The organism is Bradyrhizobium prioriisuperbiae, from assembly GCF_032397745.1.
Lineage (GTDB): Bacteria > Pseudomonadota > Alphaproteobacteria > Rhizobiales > Xanthobacteraceae > Bradyrhizobium_A > Bradyrhizobium_A prioriisuperbiae.
Window position 1 is genome coordinate 2,981,890 of record NZ_CP135921.1, and the last position, 19,424, is coordinate 3,001,313.

The 19,424-nt window shown below is 60.7% G+C and carries 15 protein-coding genes and 1 tRNA gene; 12 read left to right on the forward strand and 4 right to left on the reverse strand.

Going from position 1 to position 19,424, the window contains the following annotated elements; translation table 11 throughout:
• Window positions 1-66: 66 nt before the first annotated feature.
• Window positions 67-552 carry a (2Fe-2S)-binding protein gene (locus tag RS897_RS14035; protein ID WP_315837133.1) on the reverse strand — a complete coding sequence of 162 codons (486 nt, stop codon included), beginning with the start codon at window positions 550-552 and terminating at the stop codon, window positions 67-69.
• A gap of 277 nt (window positions 553-829) precedes the next feature.
• Here RS897_RS14035 and RS897_RS14040 point away from each other — a divergent pair, with 277 nt between their 5' ends.
• The 6 genes from RS897_RS14040 to RS897_RS14065 all read left to right on the forward strand — a co-directional run bounded on the left by RS897_RS14040 (window position 830) and on the right by RS897_RS14065 (window position 8,763).
• Window positions 830-1,543, forward strand: a complete 714-nt coding sequence (locus RS897_RS14040; RefSeq protein WP_407654548.1) for a 3-oxoacid CoA-transferase subunit A — start codon at window positions 830-832, stop codon at window positions 1,541-1,543.
• Window positions 1,540-2,250: a 3-oxoacid CoA-transferase subunit B gene (locus RS897_RS14045; protein WP_315837134.1), complete on the forward strand. Its 711-nt coding sequence runs from the start codon at window positions 1,540-1,542 to the stop codon at window positions 2,248-2,250. The genes RS897_RS14040 and RS897_RS14045 overlap by 4 nt, the downstream gene beginning before the upstream one ends.
• Before the next feature lie 138 nt (window positions 2,251-2,388).
• Window positions 2,389-4,446: a methyl-accepting chemotaxis protein gene (locus tag RS897_RS14050; RefSeq protein ID WP_407654488.1), complete on the forward strand. Its 2,058-nt coding sequence runs from the start codon at window positions 2,389-2,391 to the stop codon at window positions 4,444-4,446.
• A 274-nt stretch (window positions 4,447-4,720) separates the two neighbouring features.
• Entirely contained in the window at window positions 4,721-6,196 is a 1,476-nt protein-coding gene (locus tag RS897_RS14055; protein ID WP_315838638.1) for an MFS transporter, read from the forward strand.
• A complete protein-coding gene (otsB, locus tag RS897_RS14060; RefSeq protein WP_407654489.1) occupies window positions 6,197-7,015 on the forward strand; it encodes a trehalose-phosphatase in 819 nt (272 codons plus the stop codon).
• Between the two features lie 341 nt (window positions 7,016-7,356).
• On the forward strand, window positions 7,357-8,763 hold the full coding sequence (locus RS897_RS14065; protein WP_315837136.1) for an alpha,alpha-trehalose-phosphate synthase (UDP-forming): 1,407 nt from the start codon (window positions 7,357-7,359) through the stop codon (window positions 8,761-8,763).
• A gap of 82 nt (window positions 8,764-8,845) precedes the next feature.
• Here the strand turns inward: RS897_RS14065 and RS897_RS14070 are convergent, their stop codons facing one another.
• Together RS897_RS14070 and RS897_RS14075 are read right to left on the reverse strand one after the other, a co-directional pair.
• A complete protein-coding gene (locus RS897_RS14070; protein WP_315837137.1) occupies window positions 8,846-9,187 on the reverse strand; it encodes a hypothetical protein in 342 nt (113 codons plus the stop codon).
• Between the two features lie 9 nt (window positions 9,188-9,196).
• Entirely contained in the window at window positions 9,197-9,421 is a 225-nt protein-coding gene (locus RS897_RS14075) for a sulfurtransferase TusA family protein (protein WP_315837138.1), read from the reverse strand.
• A 196-nt stretch (window positions 9,422-9,617) separates the two neighbouring features.
• Between RS897_RS14075 and RS897_RS14080 the strand changes: the two genes are divergently transcribed.
• Window positions 9,618-9,707 (forward strand) — tRNA-Ser (locus tag RS897_RS14080).
• Window positions 9,708-9,981: 274 nt separating this feature from the next.
• Here RS897_RS14080 and RS897_RS14085 read toward each other — a convergent pair.
• Window positions 9,982-11,061: a trypsin-like peptidase domain-containing protein gene (locus RS897_RS14085; protein ID WP_315837139.1), complete on the reverse strand. Its 1,080-nt coding sequence runs from the start codon at window positions 11,059-11,061 to the stop codon at window positions 9,982-9,984.
• A gap of 214 nt (window positions 11,062-11,275) precedes the next feature.
• Between RS897_RS14085 and RS897_RS14090 the strand changes: the two genes are divergently transcribed.
• Genes RS897_RS14090 through RS897_RS14110 form a run of 5 tightly spaced genes read left to right on the forward strand, consistent with a single transcriptional unit; the run spans window position 11,276 to window position 19,403 of the window.
• The gene (locus RS897_RS14090) at window positions 11,276-13,018 is read left to right on the forward strand and encodes a toll/interleukin-1 receptor domain-containing protein (RefSeq protein WP_315837140.1); all 1,743 of its coding nucleotides are present in this window, start codon (window positions 11,276-11,278) and stop codon (window positions 13,016-13,018) included.
• Window positions 13,018-16,500 (forward strand): nSTAND1 domain-containing NTPase, encoded by a 3,483-nt coding sequence (locus RS897_RS14095; protein WP_315837141.1) that lies wholly within the window; start codon window positions 13,018-13,020, stop codon window positions 16,498-16,500. Before RS897_RS14090 ends, RS897_RS14095 begins: the two co-directional genes overlap by 1 nt.
• The gene (locus RS897_RS14100; protein ID WP_315837142.1) at window positions 16,497-16,766 is read left to right on the forward strand and encodes a hypothetical protein; all 270 of its coding nucleotides are present in this window, start codon (window positions 16,497-16,499) and stop codon (window positions 16,764-16,766) included. Before RS897_RS14095 ends, RS897_RS14100 begins: the two co-directional genes overlap by 4 nt.
• Complete coding sequence (gene grrM, locus RS897_RS14105; RefSeq protein ID WP_315837143.1) at window positions 16,763-17,947, forward strand: cyclophane-forming radical SAM/SPASM peptide maturase GrrM/OscB; 1,185 nt, start codon at window positions 16,763-16,765, stop codon at window positions 17,945-17,947. The genes RS897_RS14100 and grrM overlap by 4 nt, the downstream gene beginning before the upstream one ends.
• Window positions 17,948-17,984: 37 nt before the next feature.
• Window positions 17,985-19,403, forward strand: a complete 1,419-nt coding sequence (locus RS897_RS14110; protein WP_315837144.1) for a metallophosphoesterase family protein — start codon at window positions 17,985-17,987, stop codon at window positions 19,401-19,403.
• Window positions 19,404-19,424 lie beyond the last annotated feature (21 nt).

The window sequence follows — 19,424 nt, forward strand, 5'->3', positions numbered from 1 at the left end:
CGCGCGAAAATCGGAATGGTCGCGGCGGCTGCCGCTTGTGATCGATCTTGAAATACGCGCCCCGGATCATTCCGCGGCGACAGCGACCTTCATGCGGCCCGCGGCATCGAGCACGGACTTGACGATGTTGTGGTAGCCGGTGCAGCGGCAGATGTTGCCTTCCAGCTCGTGGCGGACCGTCGCCTCATCGAGCTGGCCGCCGTGGCGGTTCACGATGTCGATCGCCGACATGATCATGCCCGGTGTGCAATAGCCGCACTGCAGGCCGTGATTGTCGCGGAACGCGGCCTGCATCGGGTGCAGTTCGTCGCCCTTCGCAATGCCCTCGATGGTGGTGATATTGGCGCCGTTGGCCTGGCCGACCAGCGTGGTGCAGGATTTCACTGCGCGGCCGTCGATATGCACGACGCAGGCACCGCATTGGCTGGTGTCGCACCCGATATGGGTGCCGGTAAGTCCCAGATGATCACGCAGCAGATGAACAAGGAGCGTCCGGTCTTCCACATCGGCAGAAACTGCCTTGCCGTTGACCGTCAGTTTGATTGTTGCCACACCCATTCCTCCCTGACTGTATTTTTCATTATTCTAATTAAGAACGCGGGCTCCCGGCTTTGCAACCTCGATTTTTGTCGAACGTCGTCTTGCGCAACAACCCGCTACTACAGGGCGAATGGCCGGCTGGCCGTCCACGGATTGGACTGGCGCGGCCATGAGATATGACAAACACGCGTGCGGGTACGCGGCGTCCGGGCTTGCTGCCGCCATGGGGCGATGCAAAATGGTCGCAGCCCAACACACAATATTCCACGGGAAGGACAGTTCCGGCGTGATCAACAAGCAGTTAGACGACATCAGGGAGGCAGTGGCCGACATCCGCGACGGCGCGGTGGTGCTGGTGCCCGGTTTCGGGGCGGTCGGCATCGCCGATCACCTGCTCGAGGCGCTGTGCGACCAGGGCGCACGCGATCTCACCATCGTGGCCAACAATTCGGGCAACGACGAGCATGGCCTGGCGCGGCTGATCAACCTGGGGCGGATCAGCAAGGTGATCTGCTCCTACCCGCGCTCGGGCGATTACAGCGCCTTCCTCAACGCCTATCGGGCCAAGACCCTCGAGCTCGAACTGGTGCCCCAGGGCACCATCAGCGAGCGGATGCGCTGCGCTGCAGCAGGGCTGGGCGGGTTCTTTTCACCGGTATCCGCCGGCACCAAGCTCGCCGAAGGCAAGGAGACCCGCGAAATCGACGGCCGCCTGCATGTGTTCGAGAAGCCGCTGCGCGGCGATGTCGCACTGGTGAAGGCAGCGCGGGCCGACCGCTGGGGCAATCTGACCTACCGGAAGTCGTCACGGAATTTCAACCCGATCTGCGCCATGGCGGCGGATCTCACCATTGTGGAGACCGAAACGATGGTCGAGCTGGGCAGCCTCGATCCGGAGGCCGTGGTGACGCCGGGCATTTTCGTCAATCGTATTGTCGAGGTCGGCCGCCTGCCGCCGAAGAACCATCCGCTGTATGCCAAGATGCTGGGAGCCGCCGCATGACACCGTTGACCCGCCACCAGATGGCCTGGCGCGCCGCGCAGGACTTGCCGGAAGGCGCCTATGCCAATCTCGGTATCGGCATCCCGACCCTGACGGCGAGCTATGTGCCGCCGGACCGTGAAGTGATCTTCCACAGCGAGAACGGCGTGCTCGGTCTGGGGCCTTCGCCAAAACCCGGCGAGGAAGATGAAGAGCTGATCGACGCTGGCAAGAACTTCACGACCCTGATTACGGGCGGATGTTATGTCCACCACGCCGATGCCTTCCTGATGATCCGGGGCGGCCATCTCGATGTCAGCCTGCTTGGTGCCTTCGAAGTGTCGGGCAAGGGCGACCTCGCCAACTGGACCACGGAAGACCCGGATTTTCCGCCCGGAGTGGGTGGCGCCATGGACCTCGCGGTCGGCGCGCGCGCAATCCGCGTGCTGATGGAGCACACCAGCAAGAAGGGTGAGCCGCGCATCAAGCACCAGTGCTCGCTGCCGCTGACCGCGGCTGGCGTGGTCAAGCGCATCTACACCAATCTGGCTGTCATCGATGTCACCCCCGAGGGCCTGGTGGTGCGTGAGATGGTGCCCGGGATGGATCTGGAGCGGTTGCAGGCCCTGACCGAGCCGAAACTGACGCTGGCGGCCGACTGGCGGGAGATTCGTGCGCCTGCCATCAGTGTGCCGTCCAAGGCCAAGGCGTCTGAACAGGCGGCGTAAGGTCACGCCTCCCGATGAATCGCTACAACGGAAGGTAGCGGTTTACGCCCTCTTATCCATTTTGCCTTAAGTTTGAAGGAAGTGGCCGGGACACACCCGGCCGTTTTCGCGTGGCAATCGGGTTGGGGTGGTTCGCAAATGGGCTGGTTCAGAAGAGCCGCAGGGCAAAAGCAGCAGAAGCAGAAGAAATCTGGTTTTCTGTCCAACATCAGGTTTCGCGCCAAGATCATGCTGGGCTTCCTCACGGTGCTCGGCCTCTCCGCCCTCAGCATGGGGGTCGCCTATTTCGGGTTCGAGCGGATCTCGCAGGGCGTCAGCTCCTATCATGACATTGTCGGGGAAACCGACGCCGCCCGCGATATCGATCGCGCGCTGGTCGAGTATCAGCTGCTCGCACGTTATTACGCGCTGACCGGATATGCCGCCGACGAGGCGGCCGCCCGCGCTGCCGAAGCCGATCTTCGCAAGGCGATCCGGCGCGCCGAGACGGTTGCGACCCAGGACCGCTGGCAGCAGATCGCCACCCTGTCCGGAAAATTCGTCGACTTCACCAAGCTGTTCGCCCAGGTGGTCGAGATCAAGTCCGAGAACGCCGGGATCGCCTCCAACCAGTTGCTGCGGTTGGGTAACTTCTTCCGTTACCGCCTCGAAGACCTCGCCGATACCGCGGCGCTCGCCGGCCAGACCTCGTTCCAGTCGAGCGTCAAGGAGATGGCGATGCAGTCCGCCGCCGTCACCGCCAACGTCGGCAACTTCATCGTCAAGCCGGACCAGGCTGTCGCCAACAGCGCGACCGCACGCATTCATCTCTTGAAGAACAGCTTCGCTTCGCTGACCTCGAGCGACGACAAGCTGACCGCCAAGATCAAGGAGATCTCCGATCAGCTCGGCGGCTACCAGGAGTCGTTCACGAAGTTCGTGCAGAACGCCGCCAAGGTCGATGAGCTGACCGCCAAGATGACCGATGCCGCCACCGCGATCACCAAGGACGGCAAGGCGATCAAGGACGGCCTGCTGGTGCAACAGCAGCGCATCTCCGACGAGTCGGCTGCGGTCGCGCGCGACACCCGGAATTTCGTGACGCTGCTCGGCATCGGCGGCCTGGTGCTCGGCACGCTGCTGGCCTGGATGCTCGGTCAGGGCATTTCCCGGCCGATGATCGGGATGTGCAAGGCCATGCGCGAGCTCGCTAGCGGCAATTTCGACGTCGTGCTGCCCGGCCTCGGCCGCAAGGACGAGATCGGCGAAATGGCAAGCGCCGTGGAAGAGTTCAAGGTGCAGGCGGTGGCGAAAGCCGAGCGTGAGGCAGCGGAGCGTGAAGCCGAAAACAAGGCGACAGGCGATGCGCGCCGCAACGAGCTGCATCGGTTCGCCGACAGCTTCGAGGCCGCGGTCGGTGGCATCGTCTCGAACGTGTCATCGTCGGCTGGCCAGCTGGAAAGCGCGGCTGCGACACTGACACGGACGGTCGATACCACCAAGGAACTGTCCGGCCGCGTGGCCGGTGCTTCGGAGGAAGCCTCCTCCAATGTCCAGTCGGTTGCCTCGGCGACCGAAGAGCTCTCCGCGTCGGTGGACGAGATCGGGCGGCAGGTGCAGGAATCCAGCCGCATTGCTGCAGCGGCGGTGACCCAGGCCGAACAGACCGACGCGCGGATCGCAAAGCTGTCGCGTGCGGCTCAGCAGATCGGCGATGTCGTGAAGCTGATCACCGCGATCGCAGAACAGACCAACCTGCTGGCGCTCAACGCCACCATCGAAGCTGCGCGAGCCGGCGAAGCCGGACGCGGCTTTGCTGTGGTCGCGTCGGAAGTGAAGTCGCTGGCGAGCCAGACGGCGAAGGCGACGGACGAAATCTCTTCGCACATCACCGGCATGCAAGTCGCGACCCAGGAGTCGGTCGCCGCGATCAAGGAAATCGGCCAGACCATTGGCCAGATTTCGCGGATCGCCGGGACCATCGCGACCGCGGTGGAGCAGCAGAGCTCGGCCACCCAGGAAATCGCCCGCAACGTGCAGAGCGTTGCGCATGGCACCCAGGAAGTCGCAGGCAGTATCACCGAGGTCAATCGCGGTGCCAGCGAGACCGGTGCTGCGTCGGGCGAAGTCCTGAACTCGGCACAAACACTGTCAGTCGAGAGCGCGCGGCTTCGCCAGGAGCTCGATCGCTTCATGTCCACGATCCGGGCGGCCTGATCGTCCAACTACAATTCTCGCAACACGCCCTCGGGTCAAAAGCCCGGGGGCGTTTTGTTTTTGAGCGGCTGCGGAACCGCTCCTTTCGGCGGGAACCCTGCGGTCGCGCGGACGTTAGTTCCCCAACGCGGGGCGAGCCATTCGCTTGTCGGAGCACGGTTGAGCTCCGAGGCGTTGGGTTCCTGATCGACACATACGGCCGCGACAAGAGAAGAAGGCAGTGCTGAGCCATTGAGGATGCATGATGAGTGAAACGAGTCATGCATCGGCGGGGATGGAGATAAACGCCTCCGAATCATCCCCCGGCCAGACGGTTGCGCGCACGATTGAAACCGATCTTTCGGCGCGTCTCGACCGTCTCCCTTGGAGCAGGTTTCATACCCTTGTGGTTGCTGCCCTTGGCGTCACCTGGATTCTGGACGGATTGGAAGTGACCCTGGCCGGTGCGCTGTCCGGCGCGCTGAAACAAAGTCCGACTTTGCGCTTCACCAACACCGATATCGGCTTCGCCAACAGCGCTTATCTTGCCGGTGCCGTGCTCGGCGCCATCGTGTTCGGGTGGCTGACCGATCGTATCGGCCGCAAGAAACTGTTCTTCATCACGCTTTCGATTTATCTCACGGCGACCGCGGCGACGGCGCTTTCATGGAATGTCTGGAGTTACGCGCTGTTCCGGTTTGTGACCGGCGCCGGCATTGGCGGTGAATATACCGCGATCAATTCGACCATCCAGGAGCTGATCCCGGCGCGTTACCGCGGCTGGACCGATCTCGTGATCAATGGCAGTTTCTGGATTGGAGCAGCGATCGGTGCGGTCTGCGCCATTGTGCTGCTCGATCCGCAGGTGATCAATCCGGAGCTCGGCTGGCGGTTGTCGTTCCTGACCGGCGCGGCGCTGGGGCTGGTCGTGTTCATGATGCGATTCTGGATTCCCGAAAGCCCGCGCTGGCTGATGATTCATGGCCAGCCGGAGCGGGCCCATGAGATCGTGCGGGAGATCGAGGGGGCGGTCCCCGCTGTCCATTCCGACACGGACGCCAATCAACCTTTGCCGACAATCAAACTGACCATGCGGCACCACACCCCGCTGTCCGAGGTGGCGCAGACCTTGCTCCACACTTATCGGCAACGTTCGCTGGTCGGGTTGGCCCTCATGATCGCGCAAGCCTTTTTCTACAATGCGATCTTCTTCACCTATGCCTTGGTGTTGACCGATTTCTTCGGCATCGCCGCCGACCATGTCGGCTGGTACATCCTTCCATTCGCGGCCGGTAATTTTCTCGGCCCTCTGCTGCTGGGCCGGTTGTTCGATACGCTCGGACGTCGCGTTATGATTACGCTGACGTATGGCGTGTCAGGTGTCTTGCTCGCGGGCTCCGGGTATCTGTTTTCGCTCGGGCTGCTGAGCGCGCAAACCCAGACCATCGCCTGGATGGTGATCTTCTTTTTTGCATCGCCGGCGGCGAGCGCGGCCTACCTGACCGTGAGCGAAACCTTTCCGCTCGAGGTGCGGGCCCTGGCGATTGCTCTGTTCTATGCGATCGGCACCGGCATCGGTGGCATCGCCGGGCCGGCGCTGTTCGGCGCACTGATCGACAGCGGATCCCGCAGCAGTGTGTTCGCCGGGTATCTTTTGGGCGCAGCATTGATGATACTAGCCGCTGTGGTCGCCTGGCGTTTCTGCGTTGCGGCTGAACGCCGTCCGCTGGAATCGATTGCACGGCCGCTGGCGGCCATCGAGCAGGATTGAATGAGAATGGATGCAACCCGACCGGCCCCGCCGGAAACAGCGCCTGAGGATCCGATCCTCCTGACCGATCCGATCATCATTCCGTCACTGGAGGATTGCGCGCTGCTGCTGGACGTTGATGGCACATTGCTCGAACTCGCGCCGACGCCAAGCGAAGTCGTGGTGCCGCCCGACCTGCGGACCGCGATGGATAGCCTGCTGCAACGGACAGGTGGCGCGCTGGCGCTGGTCAGCGGACGATCCATCCGCGATCTCGACATGATTTTTGCGCCCGCGAAATTTCCTGCGGTCGGTGGCCACGGCGCCGAAATGCGTCTCACGCCTGGCGGCTCGGTGACGTCATCGAAAATCCAGCCGATCGATCCGGATTTGAAACGACGGTTCGCCAAAATCGCCGAGCTGGATCCAGGCATTCTGCTCGAAGACAAGGGTTATTCGCTGGCGCTGCATTTTCGGCAGGCGCCGCAGGCGGAGCAGGCGATCTATGATGCGGTGTCGACGATCCGCGCTGAATTGTCCGAGGCGCCGCTCGAGGTGTTGCCGGGAAAATCGGTCTGCGAGATCAAGCCGTCTGGCTTCAACAAGGCGAGCGGTGTGCGCGAGTTGATGCAATTCTCGCCCTTCAAGGGGCGTGTTCCGGTTTTTCTCGGCGATGACGTCACCGATGAAACGGTGTTCGCGATCATGCCGGATCTGCAGGGGCATGCCTTTTCCGTCGGACGCCTCGCCAAGGGCGTGACCGGCCACTTCAAAGATCCGTCGCATGTCCGGGCCTGGTTGACGCAGTTGCTCGGCCGCGAAGAAATCATTGCGCTGTAATCGCGGTTCAACTCAACCAAAGACTGCACATAGATCGGGCATTGCCGATGGAACCCGGTTCCATTCTTGGCGGCGCCTGAATTTGACTTCAATTGGGACGAATGTTGGCTGCGCGGTGATTCCAATTGAATCTTTGTTGTGGCTTGCGAGCCCCTTAGCAACCATTGGCGCGAAACTGCACGAGAATCATAGGCTTCTGAGTTCCATTCAAAACTTCGATCGGATCACTTAGGAACCATATTGATGAATGGCCGTTTATCTCTCGACTGAAATTCGGAGAACAGCCTGTGAACCTCGTTGTTGTCTCAAATCGCGTGGCGCGCGCGAAGGCAAACGAGCCCATGACTGGGGGCTTGGCGGCGGCACTATTGCCGGTGGTGGAAAAATCCGGTGCGATTTGGGTGGGTTCCAGCGGTCGTGTGCGCGATGGCGCGCACAAGGATTTGTTCCCACAAATCGAATCGCTTGGCGCGGGCGCAATTGCCTTGCTCGATCTTCCGGCTGCCCACTATGGCGGTTATTACGAAGGTTTCGCCAACTCGGCGTTGTGGCCAGCGCTGCATTCGCGCCCGGATTTGATCCGGGTGTCGAACGAGGATTACAAATCCTATCGCGAGGTAAACGCCTTCATGGCGCGGGCGCTGCTGCGTTTTCGCAAGCCGGATACCGCTTTCTGGATTCAGGACTATCATTTCCTCGCGCTCGGCGCCGAGCTGCGTGAGCTCGATGTGCGCCAGCCGATCGGCTTCTTTCTGCACACGCCCTGGCCGGCGGCATCGGTGATCAACGGTGTGCCGAACCATCGCGAACTGATCGGCGCGATGCTTGCCTACGATCTGATCGGATTCCAGACCGAAGACGATTGCGAGAACTTCGCGGAGTATCTTCGCAGCGAACTTGGTCTTGACGTGGATGATGGCGTGGTGACGTCATCCTATGGCACGTCGCGCCTCGCGGCGTTTCCCATCGGTATCGACGTCGACGCCTTTGCGCAGTATGCGGCGCGCGCGGCATCTCATCCCGACGTGTCGCGGCTGCGCATGAGCCTGCATGGCGAAAAGCTCGCGATCGGCGTCGACCGAGTGGATTACTCCAAGGGACTGGTCAATCGGATCAGCGCATTCGATCGGCTGTTCACCATGCAACCGCAGCTTAAACGCGCGGTGTCACTGTTGCAGATCGCCACGCCGTCGCGCGGCGCGATCGAGGCTTACGGAAACTTGCAGGCGGAACTGTCGAAACTCGTGACCGACGTCAACGGTCGCCATGGCGAGGTCGACTGGGCCCCGATCCGCTACCTGAGCAAGGGGTTCAGCCAGACGGTTCTGGCCGGATTCTACCGCACCGCCCAGGTCGGTGTGGTGACGCCGTTTTATGACGGCATGAATCTGGTCGCCAAGGAATATGTCGCCGCGCAAAATCCTGCCGATCCCGGTGTGCTGGTGCTGTCGAAATTCGCGGGCGCCGCGAACGAACTCGACACCGCGCTGCTGGTGAATCCCCATGACGTCGATTCGCTGGCGCGGGCGATCTCGACGGCCCTGACCATGCCGGCGTCCGAGCGCCGCATGCGCTGGGAGGCGATGATGGTGAAACTGCGCGCGGGCACCATCCAGCAATGGTTCGCGGACTTTGTCGACGCGCTTGAAGAGGCACATACGCTGGGTGACAAGAAGCTCGTTGCTGCGGTCAAGCCGGTCTACGGTCCGACGGTGCGACCGCTTTATTCGGTAGGTGCCGGCCGGTAACGGCTGGAGCACTTTATTGATGCAGGCTCCGCGGCGCGGAGTCTTGCCAACCATCAGTTCTGTCGGCGATCAATCCTTATCGTCAGTCACAGTACGACACGCCCTCGATGATGGCGCAGCGGGTCTTGTTCGGCGCGTTCGGATCGTCCAGCGGCACGACGCCGCTGCCTTTGCCGACAAAGACGCCCGGGCCGATATGGACCGAAGGCTTGTGGCCGATGATCACGCTGGGATGCTGGGTGGCCGCGCTTGAGCGCGTGCCGTCGCTCCAGATGATGGACTCTCCCGACAGGATGCCGCGACGTCCGTCTTCGCAAAACACCGCGGTGCCATCACGCCGGCAGGAGGGTCCGGCGGCAAAGGCGATATTGGTCTGCAGCAGTGCGATCATCGCCGCGGACAGGACGAAAAGACGATTGGTCATCTGCGGGCCCTATTGCTTGCGAATCCGGAATGTCAGGACCGCCTCGGTTTGCTCGGACAGTTCGAGGATATCGCCGGTCTGCTGCACCAGATGGGGAATATCGATCGCTGCCAGCGGATCGGTGCATTCCACCACCACGATCTCTCCGCTCCTCAGTTTGCGCAGCGCCTTGCGCGTGCGCAGCGCAGGCAGGGGGCATTTCAGCCCCTGAAGGCGGAGAATTGTCTCGGTCATCCAGGCTGGCTCCATGGTTCGGAGTCCCGGTCTCGCCGCAGCAGCGCTAAAAATCAAGCCGGCAGGCGCCGAAGGCTCGCTCGGGGGGCCTTTACAGGGATAAATATCTCTTTTTTATCAATGTGTTGTGGAAATGTTCCGGCGCTTGTCCGCACTCTCTTGCAAAACCCGCCCGGCCCCGTCATGAGAGGCCCGTGGAGAGGTGGCCGAGTGGTTGAAGGCGCACGCCTGGAAAGTGTGTATACGGGAAACCGTATCGCGGGTTCGAATCCCGCTCTCTCCGCCACCCTTCGCCCTGACGGGCTTCGGGTGGCAGGCCATCCTGGTTCGCGCTGACGCGCTTCGCAGGATTGGCAGATTCCCTGACGCGAAGCAGCATGCTCTCCGAGGCTTCAGCGAAGCAGGAGCCGACGTGTGACCGAGGTCACACTTTTCTTTTCGGAGCTGCGATACGGTTTGTCTGGCCGTGGATGAGTGGTCGGGCCAAATAATCTTCCGCTTCACCCATGACATATGACTTGGAATGACGTCGTCGCGACGGCTGATCGCGTGACCGATTTTCAACTGATCCAGAATTTTGGAATTCCTTTTGACTGGAAGTCCTGCTCGCGCTGGCGGAGCGCGGCAACGATTTTCGCAATCGGAATGCCTTGATTGTACGCGGCGCGCGTCACGGCGGAGGGATCTCCAGCGTGGTGTAGCGCCATGAGCTCGAGTTGCTGATTGAAAACCGCGGAGCCCGACGACCCAGGTAACGTATCGGTATCATAACGCAATCGCGAACCGTTCTCGTTCAAGCCAAGCGAGGCGCCGATCGCGAGCGACATTGGAGCGCCCTTGGGATGCTGAACGATGAGGACGGGCAGATTCTGGTCGATCCCGGCCGCGGTGGGCGACAACGACAGCGGCTTGCGCTCGCCGCCGAACGGCGTGGAGAGCTTCAGGATCGCGAAGTCGAGGCAGTCGTCCTTGGGAAGCCCGGTGCCGCGGGTGTCGGCCGCCGGATCATAAGGGCTGCTCCCGATCGTCCAGTCGCCAGCTGTCGTCAGGCCGATCGCAACTCCATCGGCAACACCGGAGGCATCGCTTGCGTAATCAAACCGGCAGGCGATCTCGGGAAGATTGGCCCGGCTTTCGATGTGCTGCTGCACCACGTGGTAATTGGTGACGACAAGGTCCGGCGCCACCAGGATCCCGGTGCCCATCGGGGTGCCGGCCGGCGCCTCGATCCTGCAAACCGCCTCTCCGATCATTGCAAGCTTCTGCGAGAACTCCCTCAGCTGCGCAAAGCCACCGCCCCGGACGATCTTCTCAAGCGACAGCTGCGCATGACCGGCCGTTCGCGGCTGCTCGGTTCCCGTCATGCGAACCGCGTCAGGGAGGTTTTTCACCAGCGGATTATCAGGTCGATCCCTTTGCAGAGCCTCGACCAGGGATTGCGTCCATCCCTGCGCCTTCGCCTTGACGATCAGGGAGAAAATCTGCTGCTCGAACGTCGCGCCCGCAGCGATCGTGGCCAGTGCCGGCTTGTTGAGCTCGGCCGCCAGGAACATGTTGAATTCAAGCGGATCGGTGTACGCGGACAATATGGTTTCGCGCAAAAGCTTCTGCTGCATTCCATTGAGGGTGGACCAGTCCATGGCAATCGCCTTGCTGAAGCCCGAACGACGGTGTCGTCGGCAGAACGTGAAATAGGTCCAGGTAGAGTTGCGTCGACGAAATGACTGCGGATGAAAATAGCTCTGATCGATGCCTGCAAAATCATATTGCATCAGCCGGTCAGGGGTAGATAGTAGGCACTTTCCAATTCTTATTTGAGTTGCGTTTTATAATATTTTTTCGTGAGGCTGGGCAATGGCATCGACACTGGATGCTCGTGGCTGCGTCGAACTGGCGGGGTGCATCGTTGACGGCTTCGTCGACGCCACCGACTTTGACATGTTTGTCGGTGCTTCTCTGAACGAAAGTTTTCCGACACAAGTTCCCAGCAACCAGCCGTTTGTCGGTCAGGTCAAATTCTTCATCACCGCCAAGAACAAGCGAGGGCAAAGCGGCGAGCTGCTGGATCATCTGGGAGGGTACTGGAAATCGGAAACAACGAAGCGTGACGATCTCATCCGCCGTATCGGGCCTCTTGTCGAGCATCTCAACAGCGGTGGCTCCGATCAGTCGTGGTTTCTGAGCTATTCCGGCATGGCGAACTGGGCGGCCACGCTGGAGGACAATCGTGTGTTCGACGACGCATTCGGCGACAGATTGCAGAGACCGGCGGCAGGCAGGCTCGATGGCAGAATCAGCGAAGGATTGCGTGACGAAATCAGCCGGAGCGAATATTTCGTCGCGCTGCTTGACCGCTATTATGTAGCGTCGTCGAACCACTCGGAGATTTTTGCAACGGCGTTTGAGGGGTGGCGCAGCAGGCTTTCGGCTGACACATCGACGCGACAGAAGCTGATCATCCTGGTGCTGGACGACGCCGGCGAGACTTGGTGGAAGGAAAAATACGCCAATACCATTCCGCCCGACGGCTGTGCGTATTGGACCAAGTTTCGCGTTGGCGATGACTTCGCCGCCCTGAGGAAAAGTCTTGCGGACTGGGTCAGGAATCCAGCTGTCGCGCCTTCGCTGCCGTCGACAAGTTCGGTCATCGTCCTGGGTGAGCCGACGGGAAATGCCTCGGACGAGCTCTCGACGGCGGTCGACGACCTCGTCTCCTATCTGGTCAATCGCGCTGCAGACCGGGTCGATTTCTGGGAGGACGGCTGGTCGAAACGGGCGCGGATGTCCGACACCGAGCGCGCCCAGACGTACGGCAGGTTTCCGATATTCGTGCGTGCGATTGCCGATCGCGCGGCAACGACGCGCGAGGCTCAAACGGCGCTGAAGCCTCATCTCTTGAATGCGTTCGGATTTAACTTTGGCGATGACGACAGCTGGCTCGCCGAGCTCAGCCGATTCCGTCGGGTCTACTGGCGTCCGGAGGGACCTGATTGGCCGAGCGAGGGGGCAGACCTCGGCTGGACCGGGCAGGCGCAGGATTTCGGCGCGCGTCTGGCGGAGCTGGCCGGGTTTCCCGGCCGAGCAAGCCGCAGGATGATCGTGCGTTACGAAGACCCAAAATCGGTCGATCCCGCCCAGACGCAGCTCAATCGCCGGCTGGTGGTCACGTCGCTGCAATCGGCAGCGCAGGCCGGCGCAGGCCAGGACATGGTGCCCAATACCGTGCCGATCTCGTTCGAGAAGATCGAGGACAGCGTCAAGAAATTCACCAAGAACGGACTCAACGTTATCGCTTTACACGATCTCGAAGCCCAGCGTGACGACACGATCCGGCGCTTCGAAGGTGCCGACAAGCGGATCGACAGCGCGGTGAATCGTCTGTTCGGCAATGCCCAGAGACCGCCTATCCTGCGTGTCGCAGTCCTGCTGAGAAACGCGGGTTCGTTCGAGGGCCTGAAATTCGACCATGACAGTTCGGTTCATCGCTGGAACCTGCTGAAACGAACCGCTGCAAGTGACGGCACATTGAAGTTCGACGAGCAGGGTTTCAAGAACATCGCGCGAGAAGCCCGCGATCTGCTGGCGGACGTATCCTGATGAATGAAATCGTGAAGCCGTCGCGGCGGGACGATCGGCCGGTCGAACGACAGGCCGACAGGTTCATCACGCGATGGCTGGCGGGTGACAGGAACTGCATTCCGGCGGGCCCCGGCGCGCTGGTCACCGTCCCATATCCGGGATTGCGCAGCTTCAAGCCCGAGCTGAACCAGTTCTTCTTTGGACGCGAGCGCCAGAAGGCCGAACTGAAGTCGTTCTTCGCCGGCCGTTCTCGGGGCACCGGAGAAGCGAGACGTCAGATCACGTTCGTGGTCGGGGGCTCCGGCAGCGGCAAGTCGTCGCTCACACTGGCCGGACTGATCGCCGAGCTCAATACCATCGACATGGCGACAATTTCGGGCGCCTGGTACGTGGCCCAGATGCGCCCGGCGCAGGATCCGATTGAGCAGCTTCTGACGTCGCTCAACATGGTCGTTACCCGCATCATCGATGTTATTGTCGCTGATCCGATGTCCGATGGGGCTGCCGAGCGGCTTGCAAGGATCGCGGCGGGGTTGAATTGTCCGGACGCAAAAGATCTGCCCGCACTCAGGGAGCAACTCCACGACAGGCTGGTCGAACGACTGGCGCCCCTCGACAAGGCCACCGGCAGGCGTTCTCTCGCGATCGCTGCCCTGTTTCAGTTCGTCGACGAGACCCTCGACAGGCTGGATGAGATCGAGTCGCATGCGCAGCGGTCTGGAAAGCCGCTGCTGCTGATTCATATCGACCAGTTCGAGGAGGTGTTTCGCGAGCAGACCGACGCTGATGGACGACAGGCGCTGATGCAGCTCCTGCGCAAGGTCCATGAGTATGCGCCGGAACGCCTGTTCATCGTTGCCACGATGCGCAGCGAGGAATTGCACAAATGCTCGGAATTCGAGGGCATCGCCGACGTCGTCAACAGCTCGATGTACCTGATCGACCTGGTTTCGAACGAGGATATCGAACGGGCGATCGTGGAGCCGGCGCGACGCCAGACGACGCTGTGGGAGTTGCCGATCACGTCGTCGGAGACGGCGCCCTACACGGCGGAAGCCGTCCGGTGGCTGCAACGGGCCTATCAGACGGCTGGCACCGCAGCGCTTCACACCGCGGATCAGTTGCCGCTGCTTCAACACTTTCTGCCGCTGTTGTGGGAAGAGGCTGTCGACGACTGGTTTCGTTGCAGGGAGAAGGACCCTGCCGCCCGATTTGAAATCACCAGGGACCACATCGAGAAGGTGCCGGGTTGGATTCTGCCGGAAAGATCCGCTAAGGAGGCCGCTCCTGTGGCGTCAGGCGCCGGAAGCCAAAATCAGCAAAGTCATCTCGGACGATGCCTGAATGCCCACGCGGATACGGTTCTGAAGCAAGCGATCGAAAAGTGGGGTGGCGTTGAAGGTACGCCTGTCCCCGATCGTTCGCCTGATGGAAAAGTCGCCGACAGTCCCAAAGCCGGATTTGGCAATCCGTCTCCTGAACGTGCCGCTTTGATCGTCGCGTTCTGCTGTCTTGCGCAACTGGACGATCGCGGCCGTCCGGCGCGCAGGTTCGCCTCCCTGGAGGACATCGTTGAGGCTTCGGGCCTGACCGAATGGAAAACGCCAAAATACGATCGCATCGCTTTCGGCAAAGGGCTTGCGCGCGAGCTATCCGAGTTCGAGAAGGCCGGTCTGATCGAGCGCATCGGGTCGGAAGAGCCGCTTCGATACAACGTCAATCACGAAGCCTTCATTCGCAACTGGGCCAGCTATGAGGGTTGGCTCAAGGAAAAGCAGTTCGTTCAGCAGAGACTGCGTGATATCGATTCATCCGCAGGTCGCCTTAACAACCGAAAGAGCCGGAATCCACTGGTTCGAATTTTTTCCGGCCGAGCGCGAGACGCATATGCCGTCATCCCCGACGAAACCGGAGCGCGACTGCAAAGTGTGTTTGGCGACGAGCCAATCTTCAGCCGGGCCTGGGTCGTGGCGGCGCTTTCCAATCAATCGGCCACCGGGGCCGCTCGTGCGCCGGCGAACAGTTTCAGCGCGATCGAAGACGTATGGGAGAATGCAAGATGGTGGCAGAAAAATAGCTGGACGCTCCGGCTTTTTTGGTTCGTAGTGGGCGTTGCGGTCGCGGCGCTCGTGATTGGGGCGGTGGTCTTCGGGCGCATTGCCTCGCGGAATCAAACGCAGAACTATCAACTCTACAATTCGATCATTTCGTTGCGAACCAACCTGTCCGAATTTAGAAGTGCCGTTCAATACAGGGAACTGTACGCTTCCTTGCAGATAGCTGACGGCTACGATGCGTCATCGCGTCTTGAAGACGAGCCATTGCAAATTCTGCGTGAAACGCTGTTTCAAGTCGACAGCGGAGTGCGGAAGATCCTTGGAAATGAAGTGTCGCTTCGTTTTTCAAATACGCCATCGGGCGCGGCAAAGGCCAATTGCAAGATTACCGGCGGAGAAACCACAGAGCTGGAGGTTCAGGGGCCAGGCAACGTTAAGCTGGGCCTTTCTCGAGGTTATGGATATTGGAAGCCGGCGGACTTGAGTGCGAGCGATCGGGGAGTAGAGCAGCCGGCACAGACCCCCGACGGCATTCCTCTTCCAGACAATACGCTCCTGTGTTTGTCTCACGATGCACGCTGGTTGATGTTCTGGACCGACAGCTCGTATCCACCCGTGCTGACACGAATTGTCTGGTCGAGGCCGAAGCAGCCGAATGGCGAGTGGACGGGCAAGCTGCTGCCTCAGCGGCAGATGAATTCGACCGTGGATTTGACCAAACTGACTGACGAGAAGACGCGGCTGTCCTATGATTATCTAAGACATAAACTCACGAGAGAAGCCTTGGAAAAGGTTGAATCCTTCAACGAAGACGGTCAGGTCGGCTTCTCTCTTCCGATCCCGGAGAATGATTCGAGGCTGTTGATCTGGTCTACCACGGGATTGCTTGATCCCGACGATTCCGGTTATGCGACTTCAATCGAATGGCAACCGTGCAAGTACTCCGACGTTTCGGCCCGCCCCGGGACTGGATCAAGGAAAATCAAGGAATGCGGATTTCCTGTCGAGTACGATCGGATTAAACGAGATCTGGCGGTGAGTTACGCGGAGGGGGATTGCAAGGAGACCTCGTTGGAATGCCAATCGACGATTGAGCTCCGCTATCAGCAGGCCAAATCGGACGAGAAAAAGTCGAAAGAGCCTAGCGTGCAAATTCTGGACAATTTTGCAACGATAAGGTTTGCCCGTCTCCAGGATGGGTGGCTTTGGCTCAAGGACAAGCACGAAAACACCTGGCGATACATGGTCGCAAAGGACAAAATAGCGGCCCTGATCGCATTGAAATGGCAGGGTGTGACCTGGAACGATGACGGCAGGACGGGCGGCGAGAACTTTCGTCCATCGAAGTTCTGCCGACTATTCCCGGCCTGCCTCGACTATCTGTCGAGCGAGGAGGGGCAATGGCCCATTCCGTCGAAGAAGCTCCTGGGAGACTTACAATGAGGCGTGAGAGGACGCTGCTGTTGCTGGGGCTCGGGCTCGCTACCGCTGCTGCACAGCCGGCCACGGCGAAGTCGTTGCCGGACGCGGATACGCCCGCCCAGGAACAGTCGAAGCCAATTCAACGGCTCGCCACCATCCGCGCGAATTATCTAAAGACCTTGATCGACAGGAAATTGTACGATCCCAATATCGTCGTCGCCCAGCAGCCGAGATTTCCCAACTTTTCCAACTTCAAGAACTGGTCCAGCGGGTGGCGGAATTCTTGAGCAGAGATGCGTGCCGACACGCGACCGGACTGCTCATCCTGCAGCCGACGCCGTTCTGCAACATTAGCTGCGACTATTGTTATCTGCCCCATCGCAATGACCGCCGTGTCATGCCGATCGACACGGTTCGCGCGGCCGTCGATTTCGTGTTGCGGGAGGACCTGAACGCGCCGGACATGACGGTGGTCTGGCATGCGGGCGAACCGCTGGTGGTTGCCGCGGACTGGTATCGCGAGGCGTTTCGTGTGGTGGATCAGATGTCGCCGGCGGTTGGCCGCCTGCCGCATGCCATCCAGACCAATGGCATGCTGATCACCGAGGAGTGGTGCGACCTGTTTCTAGAGTTTGGCGTTCGCATTGGCGTGAGTCTCGATGGTCCGGCAAGCCTGCATGATGCGCGCCGCAAGACCAGGTCCGGGGCTCCGACCCACGCGCGGGTGATGCGCGGCATTGACATGCTGCAGAAGCGCAATGTGCCGTTTCATGTGATCTGCGTTGTGGGCGCTGCCAGCTTGCCGCGGGCCGGCGAGCTGATCGACTTCTTCCGCTTGAGCGGCGTGACCGACGTCGGTTTCAATATTGAGGAAATCGAGCAGTCCGGCGGCCGATCCACCCTGCAGCGAGCAGGGTGCGAACGCGCGTTTCGCGGCTTCCTGGCTGAGGCGGTGGCTGCGGCCTGCGAGGCGACCCCGCCCGTCGTCATTCGCGAGCAGCAGGAGCTGATGGCATGTCTGGAACATCCGGCTTTCGGGCGGATGTCCGGCAATTCTCAGAATGCTCCGTTCGGCATCATCACGGTCTCCGTGGCAGGGGAGCTGTTCACGTTTTCTCCGGAACTCGCAGGCTTGACCCATCGCGACTACGACACGTTCGCGATAGGCCGCCTGCCTGACGCGACCCTCGACGCTATTCTGGCGGGAGAGCCGTTTCGCAGGATGTGGACCGACATCGAAGCCGGCATTCGGCAGTGCCGCGGCAGCTGTGATTATTTCGATCTCTGCCTGGGAGGCGCGCCGGTGAACAAGCTGTTTGAAAACGGCTTCTTTGCCAGTGGAGAGACTATGTTCTGCCGTCTCGCTCACAAGGCGGTGTCGGACGTGGTCCTCGCCGATCTCGAGCGACGGCTGAAAGCACCGGTGCCTGCGAAAGAGTTGATGACATCCGATTTCAAAGTGATCTGATGCTGCATTTCGGCCGTTGCGCCGAGGGAGATTGTTGATGGACCAGGGTCCCCTCACATTTCGCGATCAATTTCTGTCGGTCTACCAGTCGTGGGCTGCAGATGTTGGCCGCCAGCTCGCAGCGGAGCGAGCGGCTGAGCAAGGCGAGCTGGAAAGCACCGGCGCGGCAATCACGCTGGACAAACCGAAGGAGCTCGTCGCGGCGGAACAGGTTGCCGAGGAGGTTGCTGCAGAGGTGGCCCGTGATGGCCGGAGCGACAGGACCGTCGAAATCCTTCAGGAGAGTGGCCTCGAGGACATGTCGATCGGCCAGAACGCCAAGGTCTGCGCCACGCTCGCCCTCAATCTGATGTGGGCGAAGCTCAAGGGGGATATCGACAAGGTTAGCCAGATTGAAAGCGAATTCCGTCCCGGGTCGAAATGCGATTTGAAATGGATTCAGACGATTACGGAATATCTCGGCTATTTCGGTCCCGGCGGCGACCAGCGGGCCATCCCCTACATCCGCCCGGCTGCGGTGGGGCCAAAAATCATTTCGATCAAAGCGGGTGCCAAGATTGGGCTGATCGGGGATTGGGGCACTGGCGCCGAGCCGGCCAAGCGCGTGCTGCGGCAGTTGAAGGCGCAGAATCCCGATATCCTCATCCATCTCGGCGACATCTACTATTCCGGGACGCTGACCGAATGCCGGATCAATTTCGAGGAGGTCGTGAATTCGGTGTTCGACCGTGCCGCGACCGGCATGCCGGTCTACACGCTGTCCGGCAATCACGACATGTACTGCGGGGGATTGGGGTTCTACGATCTTATCAAGCGCCTGAACACGCCGCCGTTGACCCAGCCGGCAAGCTTCTTCTGCCTGCGGGCCGACGACAATTCCTGGCAGCTGCTGGCGATGGACACCGGCCAGCACGATTATACGCCTATCCATGTCACGCCGATGCCGACCTATGTGGAGCAGGACGAGGTGGATTGGCATGAACAGCGCATCCGTGAATTCCCCGGCAAGACCATCCTGCTGTCCCACCACCAACTGTTCTCGGCGTTCTCACCGGTTGCGCCGGCGGCCGATAACGGGCGCCATCCAGCCAGCAATCCGCGACTGATGGCTGCGTTCGAGCAATTGCGTAGCACCGGAAAGCCCATCGCGGCCTGGTTTTGGGGGCACGAACACAATCTGTGCGTTTACCAGCCTCACCTCAACCTGGAGCGGGGTCGCTGCCTTGGCCACAGCGCCATCCCGGTGTTCTCACAGGACGATCCGTATAAGGTCAACGACAAGATCGACAATCCTCCGCAGCTCGTCACGGACAAGAAAATGAAGCTGTCGTTGCGGGACAATGTCTACGCCCACGGGTTCGCCACGCTCGCGCTTGGGTCGACCAGTGTCGATGTCGATTATTTCGAGGACGTCGACGGGGCAGCCAGGAAGCACTATTCGGAACGGATCGAATGAAGGCGATCACGTTGACGGGCG

Excerpts from the sequence above, each read along its gene's own strand:
- RS897_RS14045 (WP_315837134.1), top strand. The coding sequence starts at position 1,540 with ATGACACCGTTGACCCGCCACCAGATGGCCTGGCGCGCCGCGCAGGAC.
- RS897_RS14050 (WP_407654488.1), top strand. The coding sequence starts at position 2,389 with ATGGGCTGGTTCAGAAGAGCCGCAGGGCAAAAGCAGCAGAAGCAGAAG.
- RS897_RS14055 (WP_315838638.1), top strand. The coding sequence starts at position 4,721 with ATGGAGATAAACGCCTCCGAATCATCCCCCGGCCAGACGGTTGCGCGC.
- otsB (WP_407654489.1), top strand. The coding sequence starts at position 6,197 with ATGAGAATGGATGCAACCCGACCGGCCCCGCCGGAAACAGCGCCTGAG.
- RS897_RS14065 (WP_315837136.1), top strand. The coding sequence starts at position 7,357 with ATGACTGGGGGCTTGGCGGCGGCACTATTGCCGGTGGTGGAAAAATCC.
- RS897_RS14070 (WP_315837137.1), bottom strand. The coding sequence starts at position 9,187 with ATGACCAATCGTCTTTTCGTCCTGTCCGCGGCGATGATCGCACTGCTG.
- RS897_RS14075 (WP_315837138.1), bottom strand. The coding sequence starts at position 9,421 with ATGACCGAGACAATTCTCCGCCTTCAGGGGCTGAAATGCCCCCTGCCT.
- RS897_RS14085 (WP_315837139.1), bottom strand. The coding sequence starts at position 11,061 with ATGGACTGGTCCACCCTCAATGGAATGCAGCAGAAGCTTTTGCGCGAA.
- RS897_RS14090 (WP_315837140.1), top strand. The coding sequence starts at position 11,276 with ATGGCATCGACACTGGATGCTCGTGGCTGCGTCGAACTGGCGGGGTGC.
- RS897_RS14095 (WP_315837141.1), top strand. The coding sequence starts at position 13,018 with ATGAATGAAATCGTGAAGCCGTCGCGGCGGGACGATCGGCCGGTCGAA.
- RS897_RS14100 (WP_315837142.1), top strand. The coding sequence starts at position 16,497 with ATGAGGCGTGAGAGGACGCTGCTGTTGCTGGGGCTCGGGCTCGCTACC.
- RS897_RS14110 (WP_315837144.1), top strand. The coding sequence starts at position 17,985 with ATGGACCAGGGTCCCCTCACATTTCGCGATCAATTTCTGTCGGTCTAC.